This is a genomic window from Sphingomonas naphthae (assembly GCF_028607085.1).
Lineage (GTDB): Bacteria > Pseudomonadota > Alphaproteobacteria > Sphingomonadales > Sphingomonadaceae > Sphingomonas_Q > Sphingomonas_Q naphthae.
Genome location: NZ_CP117412.1, coordinates 84480 through 100249 on the forward strand (window position 1 = coordinate 84480; position 15770 = coordinate 100249).

Annotated in this window: 17 protein-coding genes and 2 pseudogenes; 11 read left to right on the forward strand and 8 right to left on the reverse strand. The window is 62.5% G+C overall.

Annotated features, from left to right (window positions below; all coding sequences use genetic code 11):
- The first annotated feature begins 22 nt into the window (after positions 1-22).
- The gene (gene istA / locus PQ455_RS19360; RefSeq protein WP_125961258.1) at positions 23-1534 is read left to right on the forward strand and encodes an IS21 family transposase; all 1512 of its coding nucleotides are present in this window, start codon (positions 23-25) and stop codon (positions 1532-1534) included.
- Positions 1521-2249, forward strand: coding sequence for an IS21-like element helper ATPase IstB (istB, locus tag PQ455_RS19365; protein ID WP_273691867.1), 729 nt, complete (start codon positions 1521-1523; stop codon positions 2247-2249). Before istA ends, istB begins: the two co-directional genes overlap by 14 nt.
- Positions 2250-2619: 370 nt before the next feature.
- On the opposite strand, the gene PQ455_RS19370 is transcribed toward istB, so the two are convergent.
- The 6 genes from PQ455_RS19370 to PQ455_RS19395 all read right to left on the reverse strand — a co-directional run bounded on the left by PQ455_RS19370 (position 2620) and on the right by PQ455_RS19395 (position 7579).
- Positions 2620-4464, reverse strand: coding sequence for a coiled-coil domain-containing protein (locus PQ455_RS19370; RefSeq protein WP_273691870.1), 1845 nt, complete (start codon positions 4462-4464; stop codon positions 2620-2622).
- Positions 4457-4945 carry an ABC-three component system middle component 2 gene (locus PQ455_RS19375; protein ID WP_273691872.1) on the reverse strand — a complete coding sequence of 163 codons (489 nt, stop codon included), beginning with the start codon at positions 4943-4945 and terminating at the stop codon, positions 4457-4459. The genes PQ455_RS19370 and PQ455_RS19375 overlap by 8 nt, the downstream gene beginning before the upstream one ends.
- A complete protein-coding gene (locus PQ455_RS19380; RefSeq protein WP_273691874.1) occupies positions 4942-5916 on the reverse strand; it encodes an ABC-three component system protein in 975 nt (324 codons plus the stop codon). Before PQ455_RS19380 ends, PQ455_RS19375 begins: the two co-directional genes overlap by 4 nt.
- A 218-nt stretch (positions 5917-6134) precedes the next feature.
- On the reverse strand, positions 6135-6368 hold the full coding sequence (locus PQ455_RS19385; protein WP_273691876.1) for a hypothetical protein: 234 nt from the start codon (positions 6366-6368) through the stop codon (positions 6135-6137).
- Positions 6365-7231 (reverse strand): 3'-5' exonuclease, encoded by an 867-nt coding sequence (locus tag PQ455_RS19390; protein ID WP_273691878.1) that lies wholly within the window; start codon positions 7229-7231, stop codon positions 6365-6367. Before PQ455_RS19390 ends, PQ455_RS19385 begins: the two co-directional genes overlap by 4 nt.
- Positions 7232-7303: 72 nt before the next feature.
- The gene (locus tag PQ455_RS19395; protein WP_273691879.1) at positions 7304-7579 is read right to left on the reverse strand and encodes an HU family DNA-binding protein; all 276 of its coding nucleotides are present in this window, start codon (positions 7577-7579) and stop codon (positions 7304-7306) included.
- A 197-nt stretch (positions 7580-7776) separates the two neighbouring features.
- On the opposite strand from PQ455_RS19395, the gene rpsU reads away from it, so the two are divergent.
- From rpsU to PQ455_RS19420, 5 genes are all read left to right on the forward strand, one after another.
- Positions 7777-7977, forward strand: a complete 201-nt coding sequence (rpsU, locus tag PQ455_RS19400) for a 30S ribosomal protein S21 (protein ID WP_273691881.1) — start codon at positions 7777-7779, stop codon at positions 7975-7977.
- Positions 7978-8020: 43 nt separating this feature from the next.
- Entirely contained in the window at positions 8021-8218 is a 198-nt protein-coding gene (locus PQ455_RS19405; protein WP_273691883.1) for a hypothetical protein, read from the forward strand.
- A 92-nt stretch (positions 8219-8310) separates the two neighbouring features.
- Positions 8311-8754 carry a Ros/MucR family transcriptional regulator gene (locus tag PQ455_RS19410; RefSeq protein WP_273691548.1) on the forward strand — a complete coding sequence of 148 codons (444 nt, stop codon included), beginning with the start codon at positions 8311-8313 and terminating at the stop codon, positions 8752-8754.
- A 265-nt stretch (positions 8755-9019) separates the two neighbouring features.
- On the forward strand, positions 9020-9460 hold the full coding sequence (locus PQ455_RS19415; RefSeq protein ID WP_273691551.1) for a hypothetical protein: 441 nt from the start codon (positions 9020-9022) through the stop codon (positions 9458-9460).
- 668 nt (positions 9461-10128) lie between these two features.
- Positions 10129-11340 carry an IS256 family transposase gene (locus PQ455_RS19420; RefSeq protein ID WP_273691552.1) on the forward strand — a complete coding sequence of 404 codons (1212 nt, stop codon included), beginning with the start codon at positions 10129-10131 and terminating at the stop codon, positions 11338-11340.
- A gap of 113 nt (positions 11341-11453) precedes the next feature.
- Here the strand turns inward: PQ455_RS19420 and PQ455_RS19425 are convergent, their stop codons facing one another.
- On the reverse strand, positions 11454-12074 hold the full coding sequence (locus PQ455_RS19425; protein WP_273691553.1) for a recombinase family protein: 621 nt from the start codon (positions 12072-12074) through the stop codon (positions 11454-11456).
- A gap of 233 nt (positions 12075-12307) precedes the next feature.
- Between PQ455_RS19425 and PQ455_RS19430 the strand changes: the two genes are divergently transcribed.
- From PQ455_RS19430 to PQ455_RS19440, 3 genes and pseudogenes are all read left to right on the forward strand, one after another.
- Positions 12308-12598 (forward strand): AbrB/MazE/SpoVT family DNA-binding domain-containing protein, encoded by a 291-nt coding sequence (locus PQ455_RS19430; protein ID WP_273691554.1) that lies wholly within the window; start codon positions 12308-12310, stop codon positions 12596-12598.
- Entirely contained in the window at positions 12598-12984 is a 387-nt protein-coding gene (locus PQ455_RS19435; protein ID WP_273691555.1) for a type II toxin-antitoxin system VapC family toxin, read from the forward strand. Before PQ455_RS19430 ends, PQ455_RS19435 begins: the two co-directional genes overlap by 1 nt.
- A 149-nt stretch (positions 12985-13133) precedes the next feature.
- Positions 13134-14153, forward strand: a pseudogene (locus tag PQ455_RS19440) (IS110 family RNA-guided transposase).
- Between the two features lie 419 nt (positions 14154-14572).
- Here the strand turns inward: PQ455_RS19440 and PQ455_RS19445 are convergent.
- A complete protein-coding gene (locus PQ455_RS19445; RefSeq protein WP_273691556.1) occupies positions 14573-15148 on the reverse strand; it encodes a TetR/AcrR family transcriptional regulator in 576 nt (191 codons plus the stop codon).
- A gap of 155 nt (positions 15149-15303) precedes the next feature.
- On the opposite strand from PQ455_RS19445, the pseudogene PQ455_RS19450 reads away from it, so the two are divergent.
- Positions 15304-15614 (forward strand): annotated as a pseudogene (locus tag PQ455_RS19450) (transposase); the annotation flags it as partial.
- Positions 15615-15770 lie beyond the last annotated feature (156 nt).

The following is a 15770-nucleotide window of genomic DNA, read 5'->3' on the forward strand; positions in this document are numbered from 1 at the left end:
TGTGTCAGGCGGCGAGAGCGGGATGCTGGTATTGGAGACGGTGTTGAGGATCCGGCGCGAGCACGCGTCGGGGAAGGCCATCAAGGCGATAGCGCGGGACCTGCACCTGTCGCGCAAGGTGGTGCGCAAGGCGATCCGGGCACCGGAGGCGGACATGGGCTACCGGCGGGCAGTGCAGCCGCTGCCGAAGCTGGGTCCGTTCCAGGCGCGACTGGATGCTTTGCTGGAGGACGATGAGGCACGGCCGCGGCGCGAGAAGCTGCGCCTCACGCGCATCCACGACCTGCTGCTACGCGAAGGGTTCGACGGCTCGTACGACGCGGTTCGCCGTTATGCGGCCCGCTGGCGGCAGGCGCGACGTCGCGATGTGATGGATGCGCCGGCGTTCATCCCGCTGCTGTTCCGACCGGGCGAGGCCTATCAGTTCGACTGGAGCCATGAGGACGTGGAGATCTCGGGCAAGCCGATGCGCGTGAAGGTCGCGCATGTGCGACTGTGCGCGTCGCGGGCCATGTATGTGCGGGCCTATCCGCGCGAGACACAGGAGATGCTGTTCGACGCGCATGCGCGGGCGTTTGCCTTCTTCGGAGGCGTGCCGACGCGCGGCATCTACGACAACATGAAGACGGCGGTGACGAGCGTGTTCACCGGCAAGGAGCGTGTCTTCAACCGGCGCTTCCTGGTCATGGCCAACCACTACATGGTCGAGCCGACCGCCTGCTCGCCCGCGTCGGGTTGGGAGAAGGGTCAGGTCGAGAACCAGGTGCAGACCGCGCGCGGCCGCTTCTTCCAGCCACGCCTGCGCTTTACCAGCCTCGCGGAGCTGAACGGCTGGTTGGAGGCCGAGTGTCGGCGCTGGGCCGACATGCACCAGCATCCCGAGCAGAAGGAACTGACGGTCGCTGAGGCATGGGCAGCCGAACAGGCTGTACTCCAGCCTGTTGTCGCGCCCTTCGACGGCTTCCACGAGAGCGAGCATGCGGTAAGCGGCACATGCCTCATCAGCTTCGACCGCAACCGCTACTCCGTTTCTGCCAGGGTGGCGCGACGCGCGGTGCAGGTTCGCGCCTATGCCGACCGCATCGTCGTGCGCTGCGATGGTGAAGTAGTCGCCGACCATCCCCGGTTCTTTGGCCGCGACCGGACCATCTACGACCCGTGGCATTATCTGCCGGTGTTGGCGACCAAGCCGGGCGCCCTGCGCAACGGCGCACCGTTCCAGGGCTGGGAGCTGCCGCCTGCGCTGGCACGACTGCGGCGCAAGCTCGGCGTCGGTGACGATGCCGACCGGCGGTTCGTGCGGGTGCTGGCAGCGGTGCTCGACGACGGACTGGAGGCGGTGGAAGCGGCCGTGCGAGAGGCGCTGCTGGCCGGCACCGCCAGCGACGACGTCATCGTCAACATCCTGGCCCGCAGGCGAGAACCGCCACGACCGCTGACCATTGTCACCCCCGAGGACCTGGCGCTGCGCCATCCGCCCCGCGCCGACTGCAACCGCTATGACAGCCTGCGAGGCCTCCATGCAGCGGCATGAGATGATGACGGCCATGACCGAGTTGGGGCTGAAGGGCATGGCTGGCGCCTTCGACGAGGCGGTGACCACCGGTCTCCAGCGCAAGCGCACGACCATGGAGGTCCTGACCGACCTGCTGCGTGCCGAGGCGACGCACCGCCATGCAGCGTCGGTTCGTTACCGGATGTCGGCCGCCAGGCTGCCGGCGGTGAAGGACCTCGACGCCTTCGTCTTCGGCGACACTCCCATCAACGAAGGACTGGTGCGCTCCCTGCACAGCGGCTCGTTCCTCCCCGGCCGGCGCAACGTCGTGCTGGTCGGTGGGACGGGCACCGGCAAGACGCACCTCGCCACCGCCATCACCGCCAATGTGGTACGAGCCGGCGCCCGCGGGCGCTACTTCAACACGGTGGACCTGGTGAATCGGCTCGAGGAGGAAACGCGCCTCGGCAAGGCCGGCACGTTGGCGGCCCAGCTCTCGCGTCTCGACCTCGTGGTGCTCGACGAGCTTGGCTACCTGCCGTTTGCACGCTCGGGCGGTCAGCTGCTCTTCCATCTCGTCAGCAAGCTCTATGAGCAGACCTCGGTCATCGTCACCACGAACCTGGCCTTCGGTGAGTGGCCGACCGTCTTTGGCGACCCCAAGATGACCACCGCGCTGCTCGACCGCATTGCCCACCATTGCGACATCGTCGAGACCGGCAACGACAGCTGGCGATTCAAGCACCGCAGCTGACGCGCGGGACCACCGGCAGAAGATGCTTCGCGCTGGTTGCGCCTCCGGTCGGGCTACGCCCGCCCTACGCCGCAACCAGCGCGAACGGCACGCCCGCCATACCCGTCACACCGCTCGACAAACGGGGTCCCTTTTGGACGCCGATAGGGGGTCCTTTTTGGACGCCGATTGACAGGCGATGGAAGGTCCGCACCTCCAGCGCTGGGACACTGTGTCCGTAAGTGAATACGGAAATCTGAGCCTCGTCACGTTTGAGACTGAGAGGCCAGAACGTCTTCTCGGCACATGGGTTCGTGTCCACGCCGGTCTGGAGTGGAGCCCAGGCTTCAAACCCGATCTTTTGCCAGGCGATGTTCCCTAGCCGCGTCGGCTAGAGCAGTCCCTGCCGGCCTTCTACCGGGTTGTTCGTAAAGATCTCGATGTCGGCATACGTCGCGGCGTTGGTTGGCGGATCGATATTGTCGAAAATGATGACCTGCCCCAGTGCGCCAAGCGATCCCAGATGCGCGAGCATTCGCTCTGCAAGGTCGGAATTCTTGATGGCCGATTCGTCGGCCGAGAGCGCGCCGTCCCGTGACCGGATCGGATCGCGATAGGTGATGAGCGGGCTGTCGAGCACGACGAAGCCTGGATGCGGCAACCCGCGACTCCGGCAATAGGTCATCAGCCCGACCTTAAACGCCGCGTGGGTGATGGCCCGCACGCCCTTGCCGTTATCCATGCGACGCTTGCCGTCGATGATAAGATCAAACGTCTTCTCGACATCGAAGAAGGTCCGGCATTCGCCGGGGAAACCCCATGCCTTCAGGATCGAGCCGATTTCAGCCGCGAACTGGGTAGCGGTATGGATGGACAATCCGGCCTGGGCATTAGACGGTAGCCGCTTTTGCCGTCTCTTCTTGAGCTCGGCGATCTGCTTTTCGAGTTCGAGTTTTCGCTTCGAGAGTTCAAGGCCGCGATTGATGCGGTCGCGCCGCGGGATGATCTCCGACAGGCGACGTAGATTATCATCGGCCCCTGGAAGGCCAACGACGATCTCGGTTTCGATGGCCGCCAAGCTCTTTTGATTGTCCATCAGTCGGTCGCCAGTGCGCCGGAGTTCGGCAGACGTGTCACCGACCGTCGCAGCCAATTCAATAACATGCGCCTTGACCTTAGCGATCTCGATTTCAGCGGCGGCGCGCGCCGCCTCAATTTCGGCAAGAGCGTGCCGATGCTTTTGCGCTTCGGGCGGCGCACCGCAGACCGGGCAGCTGTCATCGCCTGTGAGGCCCAGAAGAAATCCCGCCTCTTCGATCGATTCGAGCCGGGCAACATCGCTATCGTACACCCGCTTGAGCTGCGAGAAATTGTCCAGCGCGAGAACGATGTCGGTGACACGCTGCTGATCGCGATTGATGAGCTTGACCAGATTCGCCTTGTTTTCGAGCTTCGTGCGCGCTGACTCACGCACGAATGCGATCTGCCGCTCGAGATTAGCCAACTCGCCTCGCACTTTTTCCAGCTCATCGGTCAATTTATCAAGATCGGGGAAGCTGTCCGCAATTTCGGCTTCGACCTCAATCAGCATCTGTTCGAGCAGGCTGACCTGGGCTGACCGCCCGGCACTATACTCCTTGGGCTTCAACTGGGTGACGAGCGCTGAATCATCTTCTCCGGTCAACATATATTTGAAGATGTTGCGCTCGAGCGCCGCGAACTGGACCTCGCCGGTCTGCGCGGGCGACGCCTCTGACTGGATCGACGTTTCATCGACGATGCACAGCCGAACGATGTCCCGGAAGCTGAGTGGTTTTTTGGTCGCTGATTTGTCCTGCGCGATTTCTTTGCCGGCCATGCCTAGGCGGCTGAGTAAATTGTTCGACAGATTGTCGTCATTGTTCCTATTGTGCCGTGCGCCCCGTACCACCGGCTCCGCACCATTGAGGGACACCAGGAATTCACCTCCTGCGAGGGCCCGCTCGAGAGCCAGCTTTTGATCTGGTTTGAGTGTCAGATCGAGCTGGACCCGGTCGTAGGGCCGTCGCTCCTGGATGTCGGGAAGTTCGCGATTGCCGCCGAGCATGAAGTCGAGGGACTTAACGGCAAACGACTTCCCCGTGTTCGACGCGCCGAACACGAACGAGAAACTGTCCGAGAATTTGAGCTCGGCGCGCGTATCACCGGTCGAATTGGTGAATATGAGCCGGTTCAGCAGAATCGACGGTTCAGCCATGCGCCCGACCACCTTCAGCCTGGAACTCGATGCTCCAGCGACCGATCTTGTCGCTGATCAATTGCACAAACTCGGTTGAGTCAACCCGGCCGACGTAATCTATGAGCCAGGTTGCCCGCTCCTTCAGCCGCCGCCCGTAATCGGACCGCACCAGTTGCGCGAACTGGGCGCCCTCCTCGGTCACGCAGAACAGGATACCGGATGTCATATAGTTCGTGGCCACAAGATGCAGCCGGCGCATGAGCCTCAGGCCATCCTCTACATTGCGTCGGCGCACGACCAGTTCGCCATCACGCTGCGGAATATCGGGATGAAGGCTCGCGGGTCCGCCGATGTCAGCAGTATGCACCACCAGATGATCAAGCCAGGTCAGATGGGTCAGGTCGAACGCGCGCGGTTGCGCGACACTGAGCAGCAGGACGCTGCGCACGCCCGTTTCGAGCGGGCTATTAAATAGCTGTTCCGGCGCGGCCGTGGTCACTTCGGCGCCTTCCAGCTGATCTCGCCGTCGTTGATCAGATGGTGAAAGATGCCCTGCTTAACGGGTATATAGGCATAGTTCGCAAGCGGCCCCGCCGGCTCAAGACCACCGGCGCGTGACATGGTCGCCTCTACGCGCGCTAATTCATCCGGCGCGGCCTGTTTCAGCGTTTCATGGATACCGAGGCGAATGCCGAGCCGAAACTGGGTGATCGTTTCCGGCGAGGTACTGTCGCGATAGAATTTCTGGAAGCCTTCGGCTTCGTAGAAGCGCAGCCGGTGGATTTTGAAGTCCTCGCCATGCCCGGCATCGTCGAACACATCCTGATGGCTGCCGAATTTGCCTTTCTCACGATCATTATAGGCGCCGAGCAGCGCATCCATGTAGACCATCTCATGCGCCTGCACGGCGAGCGGCACCGACCCCTTGGGATAATCTCCGGGATCATTGCCGAACAAGGCGAAAAGAAGCGGTTTGGCGGCCGGGTCGGCGATCATTTCATCGACGTCGACGAACGAGATCGTGGAATAATCGAACGTTTCAACCGCGACCAGAACCTCGTTCGCGAGCGCGATCGTCTTGTTCTGCACGATCTTCGTGGCGCAGGCGGCATCCCAGCCCGCAACCAGGTCGGCCTTGAAGCTTGCCGGCTTGTTGATGAGCTTCAAGAGGGTCGAGTTCAATCCTTTTGGCGCGACGAAGACGAACCGACGTGGCGACGTGAACTCGCCTTGCGACGCCCAGTAAAGAATCTTGCCGACAGCCAGGAGGCCTTCGGCCTTGCCCAGCTTGGAGCGATACTGCTTGCACTGGTAGTTGTCCCAGTCACCGTCATGGCGCTGGTCGGTGCAGAACCCCACGACGTCGCGTCCCTTGTCGCCCGCACCGCCGAACCGCTTGACCTCGTAATAGTCCACCGAGCGGTGCTCGACCCACTGCCGGCAGAATTGCTCGAGCTCCGCGTCGTCCATTTGCAGGATCAGACGATCTAGCCTGACCTTCAAGCAGCGATCGGACGCATGAGCAGTTCCCCTCCCCCTGGGACGGCAATGCTATCGCGCTGGTGGACCAGGCGCAACGGCAGGGGCAGCCATTAATAACCGCCTTGGGAGTACCCGGGCAACGAGCGCAGCTGGATTGTCGGGCTCGCACGCGAACACCGCTCGCCCGACCTGGATCAGATACGCAATCAGGTTGCGACCTCCGTGTGCATCAGCCGCTTGAAACCGAAGAGTTGCGCCATGTCCTCAGGCTTCATCTCCTCTGTGTAGAAAACGAGATTGTCGCGGAAGATCACATGCGCGAACCCGCGGGTAGCTGCCGATCTGCTGCTGATGAACGAAGGACCGCTTAGCTCAGCATCCCGCCCCAAGCCGGCCAGTCTGGTTTCCACCAGGCTTGCACGCCGACGGTCGGCTATCATCCCCGATGCCGCTGCATCCAGGTGACGGATATGACAGAGGGTCGGGCGCAGAAACAGGTATCGCGCAGCCAGTCGAGTTCGGCGTGTTCGTTTACGGCGGGGAGCTCGGTCCACCACGTGCGTTTTTCGGCATGCCAGCGATATCCCCTGGCTTTCAAGGCGTCTTTGGCATCATACGGGGCATTGGTCGCCTCGATCCGAACGCTGGCCTGCTCAGCTTGGCGGATGAGCTTCGCCAAAGCCGTTTCGCCGTCTGGCATGACGCGACCGAGCAGATTGATCGTCGCCCAGACGTCGACCGCAGCCCGGTGCCCCTGATGGAACAAGCCCTGCTGCATGAGGAGGTGGCCAAGCTTGCGGCCGTCAAAGCCGAGATCCGGCCAGGGCACCTCGTTGCACGAGCAGGCCCAGGCATGACCGGCCACGTCGGGCAGACGCCGCTCGACGCGGGGAGCATCGAATGCGGCATTGTGGGCGATCGCGAGGGTGGTGCTGGCGATCAGGCTCGTTGCTGCGTCGGCATCGATACGCCTGCCGGCGACATCGGCATCGGTGATGCCGGTCAGCCGGGTAATCTCGGCGGGGATCGGCATCCCCGGATCCTCGAACCATTGGCGGGGCTGGCCGACCCGGATAATCACTCCGCGCTCGTCAAATGCGATGCGCTGCATCGCCAGGTCGATGATCGGGTGATCCGCCTCGAGGCCCATCGTCTCGACGTCGATCACGACGGCGGTGCGTACGAGGCCCTGTGGCTGGGCGACGGGATAGCATTCCGGGCGTGGCAGGGCGCGCAGCACCCGGTAGTCAGGATGCTCGTCGAGTAAGGCCGCGGCTTGCTCGGGCGGGGATAGGGCAGCCATCGGTTATCAGCCTGTCGAATGGGGCGACGCCCCTGCCCCAAGCGTCGGGCAGCGGCGTCGCTTCCGATCCGATCAGCCGTTTAGCGCATCTTTGACTGCCTTGGCGGGCACGAAGGTCAGCTTGCGCGATGCCGCGATCTGGATGGTCTCGCCAGTCGCGGGGTTGCGACCCTCGCGAGCCGGGCTATCCTTGACCTTGAACTTGCCAAAGCCAGCGAGCGAGACTTCTTCGCCTTTCCCGGCCGCAGCCACAATCGCAGCCATCAGGGCATCGACCGCTTTGCGCGCATCGGCCTTGCTCAGGGCGTGATCGGCGACCAAGGTCTCGGCAAGCTCGGCGTTGTTCATGACAATCATCTCCAAAAGAGGGAGCCCCTTACCGGGCTGAACGTGCGACGATCAATCGTCTTGCGCATCACGCTGGAACCCGTCGCTCGCAGGACCCGGCTCGCGAATTCGTGCGGCTCTAGCTTGGCTTGACGGGCTTTGCGCCATAGAGCTTGGAACCAGTTATCGCTCCCGCTCCATCATAAGCCTCTTCGCCCATGCAGATCATCGTCCGCGAGAACAATGTCGATCAAGCGCTGCGTGCGCTCAAGAAGAAGCTGCAGCGTGAAGGCGTCTACCGCGAGATGAAGCTGCGCCAGCATTATGAGAAGCCGTCCGAGCAGCGCGCCCGGGAGCGGGCTGCCGCGATCAACCGCGCTCGCAAGGCGGACCGCAAGCGTGCCGAACGGGATCGCTGATCATCCGGCCGCACATCGGAGTGACCATGCCAGAAGGTGAGCGATGCTGAAGACCCGAATGCGCCGACTGGTGGCACAGAACGACGATGCAGCCGCACGCCTCCGCAAAATCGCGCTGTCGATCACGAACCTGATCGACGAGGATCTTCTAGACCTGGCGGACATCTTCAAAGCGTCACCTGCCAGCCCCTTGGGTGAAATGGCTCGCAGCGAGATGGCCAAGCGTAATATCAAGCTGTAATCCATCGGGTACGACAGGCGACGACCCCGCACACGAGGGGCGCTGCATATGACGTATCCGGGACATCTACCTGCAAGCGTGAGTGACATACATTGAACGATGAAACCAATCCCGTCGAACTCGCTGTCGAACTGACCATCGCGTGGCTGGGCAATCCTAACACTCGCGCGGCAAGCGCGGACATCCCCCTCTTCCTTCAGTCGATGCATGCCGCGGTGACCAGGCTCGCCGCTCCCGCGGTGGATGACGCAGCGCCAGCCAGCGGGCAGGATTATACGCCGGCGGTCACCGCCCGGAAGTCGCTTTCCTCGCGCGAGCACATCATTTCGATGATCGATGGTAAGCCGTACCGGACGCTGCGCCGCCATCTCTCGACGCACGGCCTGACCCCAGACGAATACCGCCAGCGTTATAGCCTGCGTGCCGATTACCCGATGGTAGCGCCGGCCTATAGCGAAAGCCGCAGCGCCATGGCCAAGACCATCGGCCTGGGGCGCAAGCCCGGTGAGAGAAAGCATAAAGCCGACGGCGAATGATCGCATGGATGCGCAGCGGTCGGGCAAACCGCTGTGGACACCGTCACCCCTGGCAATGCTCATCCCCGCCCCGCGCAAGGCCGATGATGCGGCGATAGCGGGCCAATCGGCTTGGTGTCGGGACTCGTTGATCGCCACCATGAATGTACGCCTGTTTCCCCGCGCCTGAACCTATCCAGCTTGGCCACAACCGTTCGTCGCACGAGCGATTCATATCGACTCATAGGATTTGGCGGCAGGTGGGTGATGCGGCAGCCTCGAAACCATGGAACAGCAGATCATTCATGCCTGCGGCCACCAGCAGGCTCATGTGCTTTACGGCTTCGACTCTCAAGTTGCGCGCAAGGCACGCTGGTTGCGGACAACCAAATGCCGCGCCTGTTTCCTCGCAGACAAGAAAGCCGAACAGATCGAGGCTACGGCACGTGACACCGCGACGGTAGCGCATCTCATCCTGCCGCCTCTGACCGGCAGCGAGCGGCAGGTGGCTTGGGCAGAAACTATCCGCATCAAGCGCTTGGCCGCACTGACGGTAAGTCCTCACACAAGCATCGACGCCGACTGCAACCTTTGCCTGCGCATCTACGACGCCAAGTGGTGGATCGATCATCGGGACCTGGCGAACGAAGATCTTCTGGATCAGGCAACCAGGCACCTGCAAATTGCTGCCATGCCAGCTAATGGGCAGCAGTCCGCTGCGGCATAATCAGGCTCCCGGCAGATTCCTACTCGATAGCACGAAATTGCCGGAATGCTGCCTGAGATCTAGCGCAGTACGCCGTTCAACTCAGACCCGAAAGTAAAGCAGCCGTGGATCATCGAGCATACTGGCCGGTGTCGGGGTGATCCAATCGGCACCAAGTTCGGGATAGGGGCCGTGGAACAAGTCGCCCAGCGCCCGACGGAAATGCGCGTTCATCCAACGGCGTCGGCGATGCTCAGGCGCATCATGAATCATGTGGCATCGTTGGCAAAGGGCAGCCAGCTTCTCGAAGCGACTGTCGCTTGGATCGTGATGGAGATGCGCGCACGCCAGAACCACCGAGGTCCACCTGCCCACGTGGAGGATATCATTGGTCGGACGACGAACCCGCCTGCCCTGCCCGTTCCGCCAATAGCCACGTTCCGCGTCCCACCACCGTCCGTCGCCCATGTGAAAGACGCGCTTCAGATGTCTCCGACCACAATGCTCGCAGCAGCCTTTGGCACGGACAAAGCTAGCGTCCACGGTCGTGGTGTAATTTCCCGGTGTAGATGACGGTGTATGCCGGGGTGGGGCCGAGGCCCCACCCCGGCGTCGGCGTCTCGGTGGCCACCGGGCTCATCGGTTAAGGTGGAAGTGTCGAGCTTCACCAACCCGAGGAGTAGTTCCCGATGACCGACGACAGACTACCGCTTGCCGAGCTGATGGCGAAGACCGGAGACGGCGATTTCCTGCGCAGTGTCGCTGAGAGCGTGCTGCAGATCATCATGGAGGCCGACGTCGACGGCCTGATCGGTGCCGGCCGGCACGAGCGGTCCGGCGAGCGCAGCACGTGGCGCAATGGCTACCGTGACCGCAGCCTGGACACCCGGCTGGGCACGCTCAACCTGAAGATCCCCAAGCTGCGCACCGGCGCCTACTTCCCAGGGTTCCTGGAGCCGAGGAAGACGGTCGAGAAGGCGCTGGTCAGCGTCATCCAAGAGGCCTGGATCGCCGGCGTCAGCACCCGCCGTGTCGACGATCTGGTGCAGGCGATGGGGATGAGCGGAATCTCCAAGTCCAGCGTGTCGAAGCTGTGCAAGGACATCGACGAGCGCGTGAACGCGTTCCTGAAGCGTCCGCTAGCCGGCGAGTGGCCGTACCTTTGGCTGGACGCCACCTACCTCAAGGTCCGCGAGGGCGGCCGCATCGTCAGTGTCGCGGCGATAATCGCTGTCGCCGTCACCACCGAGGGCAAGCGCGAGATCGTCGGCCTGCACATCGGCCCGAGCGAGGCCGAGCCGTTCTGGTCGACCTTCCTGCGCGACCTGGTGCGCCGCGGCCTGAAAGGCGTGAAGCTCGTCATCAGCGACGCGCACGAGGGGCTCAAAGCCGCCATCACCCGCGTCGTCGGCGCCACCTGGCAGCGCTGCCGCGTCCACTTCATGAGGAACGCGCTGGCGCACGTGCCCAAGGGCCAGAACACCGTCGTCGCCGCCGCGATCCGGCAGGTCTTCCTCCAGCCCGACCATGCCGCCGCCACCCAGACCTGGCGCCACGTCGCCGACCAGTTGCGCGGCCGGTGGCCCAAGCTCGGCGCCTGCATGGACAACGCCGAGCACGACGTGCTCGCCTACATGACCTTCCCCGAACAGCACCGGGTGAAGCTGCACTCGACGAACCCATTGGAGCGGCTGAACAAGGAGGTGAAGCGACGCGCTGACGTGGTGGGCATCTTCCCCAACGAGGACAGCATCACCCGCCTTATCGGCGCCGTGCTCCTCGAGCAGAACGACGAGTACCAGCTCCAGAACCGCTACATGCAGATCGAGGGCATGGTCGCTCTCGCCACACCACAGATCGAGGAGGTGACGCCGCTACAAATTACACCCAAGGCCGCCTAACCGATGCGGCCCGGTGCCACACCTCAAATTACACCACGTTGACGGACACGACCCGGACAAACCGAACGAAGTTGGAAATATGCCGCCAATCGATCGGGTAGAGGAAAACATGCTCAGGACGGATCGGCATCGGTAGCCGGACTATGCAGTAGAGCGGATTCCGATGGCAAGGCATCGTTTGGTCCGAGAGACGCCGCAGGCAGAAAACGGTAGACCGTCCCTCGCGAAATCCCCAGTTCACGGGCAATATGTGCAGGGCGCATGCCCTCTGCCGCGCGCCGGCGCACCGCCTCCGGGTCGATACGCGTTTTACCGCCTTTATAGACGCCTCGCGCCTTGGCAGCCGCGATCCCCTCCGCCTGCCGTTCCTTACGCAGGTTCGTCTCGAACTCTGCAAAGACGCCAAGCATATCTAGGAACGCTTTACCGGCGGCAGTGCGGGTATCAATCGGCTGCTCTGTCGCCTTCAGGGCTACCCCCCTGCCCTTCAACTCGTGCACGATGTCCTGAAGGTCCTTCATCGATCGTGCGAGACGGTCGATCCGCGTTACGACCAGGGTGTCGCCTTCGCGCAGGAAATCGAGGAGGACTTGTAACTCGGTTCGAGCCTCTCGGCCGGCGCCGGACTTTTTTTCCGATCGGATCGTCTGACATCCCGCGGCTCGCAAGGCGGCCTCCTGGATCCCGAGATCCTGATCCGTTGTAGAAACGCGGGCATATCCGAAAAGCGCCATCGAACCCTCATTCTGTTCGAACAGCTTCTAGACCCACCAGTGCGCCTGTTCAATATCCCTGCAAACCACCCTGATGAGACGCTACCAGCGTTTCATCCCGGCTGTACGATACGGGTGTACCCACATTGACATATGCACGATGACACCCCGGAAGTAGCTTCCCACAGCCTAGTTGTGTCACGTTCTTTCTTCTGGCATGTTCTAGATCGATACCAAATGGAAGGAGTGCGAAGGTGGCATCACAATCCATAGATATCAACGTTGCTGGTAATGGCCGCATGGTTCTTCCGGCATCGGTACGAAAGGCGATGGGTCTGCATGGCGATACGAAGATCATCCTAACTGTCGAGGATGATCAGGTGCGCCTGTCCCCTATTGGTCATGGCGTATCACGCGCGCAGGCACTCTATCGAGCACATGCCAATCATGCTCGCACGACCGACGACTTCCTGGAAGATCGGAAGGCGGAAGCCGCCGCTGATCACGGTGAGGACACGTCCGCTGCATCGGATCGAGACGCATAATGGCATTCGTCGTTCTCGACGCATCCGCAGTGTTGGCGTTGGTCCGAGATGAACCCGGTGCCGACAAGGTCGCCCCCCACATCGGGCGCGCAGCGATATCGGCGGTCAACCTCCAGGAGGTGATTAAGGAGCTGCTGCTCAGTGGCCTCGACGAGCCGACCACCCGCGAATTGCTCGACGAGCTTCGACTAGACGTTCGCGCCCACGATACCGAAGCGGCCTATGCCGCCGCGGCTCTCCATGCCCAGACGCGCCAATATGGTCGTGGACTGGGTGACCGATCATGTCTCGCGCTCGCTGTGCAGCTTGGGGTCCCTGCCCTCACTGCCGATCGTGAGTGGAAAAAGGTGAAGGTGAAAAACCTGAAGCTTGAACATATCCGGTAAGCCAAGCTGCGACGATCTCACTGCCTAACACGGACCTCGTGCTTTCGACGACAGGAGGTTCGCTTGTGACGTGATGGGGTGGACGGCCCCTGCACCAGCGTAGCTGTGCGATGATGTGGTCGTTGAGCCACGTCTAGGAGGGGCGATCCATGCAGCAGGACATCGTGGCCGTCGGAGTCGATCTGGCGAAGAGCGTCTTCCAGGTCCACGCGATCGATGCTGGTGGCAAGGTGGTAGTCCGCAGGCAATTGCGGCACGCGGAGGTGCTGAAGTTCTTCTCCTCGCTGCCGCCGTGCCTAGTCGGTATGGAGGCATGTGCTTCGGCGCATCACTGGGGTCGCGAGCTTCTAGCGCTCGGGCACGACGTGCGGTTGATGCCGCCGGCCTATGTAAAGCCTTACGTGAAGCGCGGTAAAACCGATGCCGCCGACGCCGAAGCGATCTGCGAAGCGGTAACTCGCCCTACTATGCGGTTCGTAGCGGTGAAGAGCGTCGAGCAGCAGGCGGTACTGATGCTTCACAAGACCCGCGACCTGCTCGTCCGGCAGCGTACTGCGTTGATCAACGCCTTGCGAGCGCACCTGTCGGAGTACGGCATCGTCACCAGCAAGGGGCCCGGCGGCGTCACCGCGCTGATGAAGCTCCTCCACGAGGAGCAGGAGAAGCTGCCAGCGCATGCGCGGTCGGCACTCCATACGATCGGCGCCCAACTTTGATCGCTCGCGAGCGAGGTCGATCGGCTTGAGGCCCAGATCCTCGCTTGGCACCGCGCCGATGACACCAGCCGCCGGCTCGCTACGATCCCCGGCATCGGCCCGATCACGGCGTCGGCGATCGCCGCGGCTGTGCCCGACGCGTCGCTGTTCCGCTCCGGCCGCCAGTTCGCGGCATGGTTGGGGCTCACACCGCGTCCACATAGTTCGGGCGGCAAGGAGCGGCTCGGCGGCATCAGCAAGCAGGGCGACGGCTATCTCCGCAAGCTGCTGGTGGTCGGCGCGACCGCGGTGATGCGCATGGCAAGGAAGGACGCGGCTCGCCAACCGTGGGCCGCGCAGCTTCTCGAGCGCAAGCCGGTGAAGATCGCTACCGTCGGGCTTGCCAACAAGACAGCGCGCATCGCTTGGGCGGTGATGGCGCGCAACGAGGTCTACGCGGTGGCTGCCGCGTGACCGCTGTCCTCGCCGACCGCTGAGCGGTCGGCAGGATGGTGTAAGGGCAGCTGAGTGGTGATGACAGACCGGTCAGACCGGGGATCGAACAAGCCCAGGGGAGCAGAGCGCTTCGAGCGCGATGACGTGATTAGGGATCCGATCCGTGGACTTCATCGGGGCCAGCAGCCATGCGGTGCTGCACGAACAGGCCGAACACATGGATGCACCCGACCGGTGCTCATCGCTGCACGAAAGCTCTTGCACCGGAGGGGTCGTCCACACATGGCTCAACGATCACATCATCGCACAGCTACGCTGGTGCAGGGGCCGTCCACCCCATCACGTCAAAGCGCGGCAAATACGAATAGATGGGTTGCGGTGGCAACCTTAGCCAAGCCATGAGTCACGCCACACGTTCTGCCGGTCTCGATGCATTGTTACCGCGTACCATCGATCAAGCAGTGGATGAGCCTGTCGCGTGCCGGCTCGACATCCTCTTTGTGCAGCGCTCTCGCACAGACTGAACCAAGCGAGATGATCATGAATGCCTGAGCAAGGGTGCGATGCTCGTCTGCGACCACGTCGCTGCCCATCAATCCGGCGAAAGCCCGGCTGACATTTTCAGACATCCGCGCGCGTACGTCCAAGAAAATTCTGTTGATCCGCTCATTGCGCGACGCTTCCGCGGCAATCTCAAGGAACAGGCGATCGCCCTCTTCATCCTTGCGACAAGGCGTTGCGACCAGCCACCCGATAATGCCGGCACGGTCCTTGGCGGCAAGCGCTTTGTTGAGGGTCTTCTGGTCCGCTATGCGTTCGCAATCCACCGTCACGATGGCGGCGATGATGTCCTCTTTGGAAGGAAAATCGCGGTAGAGCTGCTGGACTGCGACCCTGGACTTCTTGGCAATCGCCGCGATCCCGGTCGCGTGGAAACCGTTCTCAACGAACAGGCGCCTCGCCACTTCCGTGATGGTGTTTTGGCGCAGTTCGCGGCGCGTCAGCGGGGGCACTTTGAATTCGACAACTTAGGACCTCTCGTAAGTCGGTTGGCGCACTCGAACGGCCCATCTAGGGTTAGGACCCATTGATGTCAGCATCGCGATCTGATTCAGCCTCCGCGAGGAGACCGGGATGAGCGGACCTGTTTTGGCTAAAGGATGAGCAGATGGAACGGCTGCGGCCGTTCTTTCCCAAGAGCCACGGCAAGCCTCGGGTGGATGACCGGCGGGTGCTGAGCGGCATCGTGTTCGTCAACAAGAACGGTCTGCGCTGGCGTGATGCGCCGAGCGCCTGCGGCTCACCCAGGACGCTCTTCAACCGGTGGAAGCGCTGGGGGCGGCAGGCGTGTTCACGCGGATGAAGGAAGGTCTGGCTGCGGCGGTCGCGGAGCCACGAACGGTCATGATCGACGCGACCTACCTGAAGGCGCATCGCACGGCATCGAGCCTGCGGGTAAAAAGATCCCATGGGCGCGGGCTGGCGCCGGTTGAGGCAGACTGACCTTCCCGCTTTGTCGTGAAGGAGGTGTGGATCGGCGTGGAAAAGGGACCCCGTTAGCGGGGTGATCGGCGTCGAAAAGGGACCCCTCATCCTGGTGTTCTAGGCTGTTCGCTTGGCGGTGTGTCAGGCGGC

What these genes read in the sequence shown, in the direction of transcription:
- istA (WP_125961258.1), top strand. Translation starts at nt 23, where the DNA reads ATGCTGGTATTGGAGACGGTGTTGAGGATCCGGCGCGAGCACGCGTCG.
- istB (WP_273691867.1), top strand. Translation starts at nt 1,521, where the DNA reads ATGCAGCGGCATGAGATGATGACGGCCATGACCGAGTTGGGGCTGAAG.
- PQ455_RS19370 (WP_273691870.1), bottom strand. Translation starts at nt 4,464, where the DNA reads ATGGCTGAACCGTCGATTCTGCTGAACCGGCTCATATTCACCAATTCG.
- PQ455_RS19380 (WP_273691874.1), bottom strand. Translation starts at nt 5,916, where the DNA reads ATGGACGACGCGGAGCTCGAGCAATTCTGCCGGCAGTGGGTCGAGCAC.
- PQ455_RS19385 (WP_273691876.1), bottom strand. Translation starts at nt 6,368, where the DNA reads ATGATAGCCGACCGTCGGCGTGCAAGCCTGGTGGAAACCAGACTGGCC.
- PQ455_RS19390 (WP_273691878.1), bottom strand. Translation starts at nt 7,231, where the DNA reads ATGGCTGCCCTATCCCCGCCCGAGCAAGCCGCGGCCTTACTCGACGAG.
- PQ455_RS19395 (WP_273691879.1), bottom strand. Translation starts at nt 7,579, where the DNA reads ATGAACAACGCCGAGCTTGCCGAGACCTTGGTCGCCGATCACGCCCTG.
- rpsU (WP_273691881.1), top strand. Translation starts at nt 7,777, where the DNA reads ATGCAGATCATCGTCCGCGAGAACAATGTCGATCAAGCGCTGCGTGCG.
- PQ455_RS19405 (WP_273691883.1), top strand. Translation starts at nt 8,021, where the DNA reads ATGCTGAAGACCCGAATGCGCCGACTGGTGGCACAGAACGACGATGCA.
- PQ455_RS19415 (WP_273691551.1), top strand. Translation starts at nt 9,020, where the DNA reads ATGGAACAGCAGATCATTCATGCCTGCGGCCACCAGCAGGCTCATGTG.
- PQ455_RS19420 (WP_273691552.1), top strand. Translation starts at nt 10,129, where the DNA reads ATGACCGACGACAGACTACCGCTTGCCGAGCTGATGGCGAAGACCGGA.
- PQ455_RS19425 (WP_273691553.1), bottom strand. Translation starts at nt 12,074, where the DNA reads ATGGCGCTTTTCGGATATGCCCGCGTTTCTACAACGGATCAGGATCTC.
- PQ455_RS19435 (WP_273691555.1), top strand. Translation starts at nt 12,598, where the DNA reads ATGGCATTCGTCGTTCTCGACGCATCCGCAGTGTTGGCGTTGGTCCGA.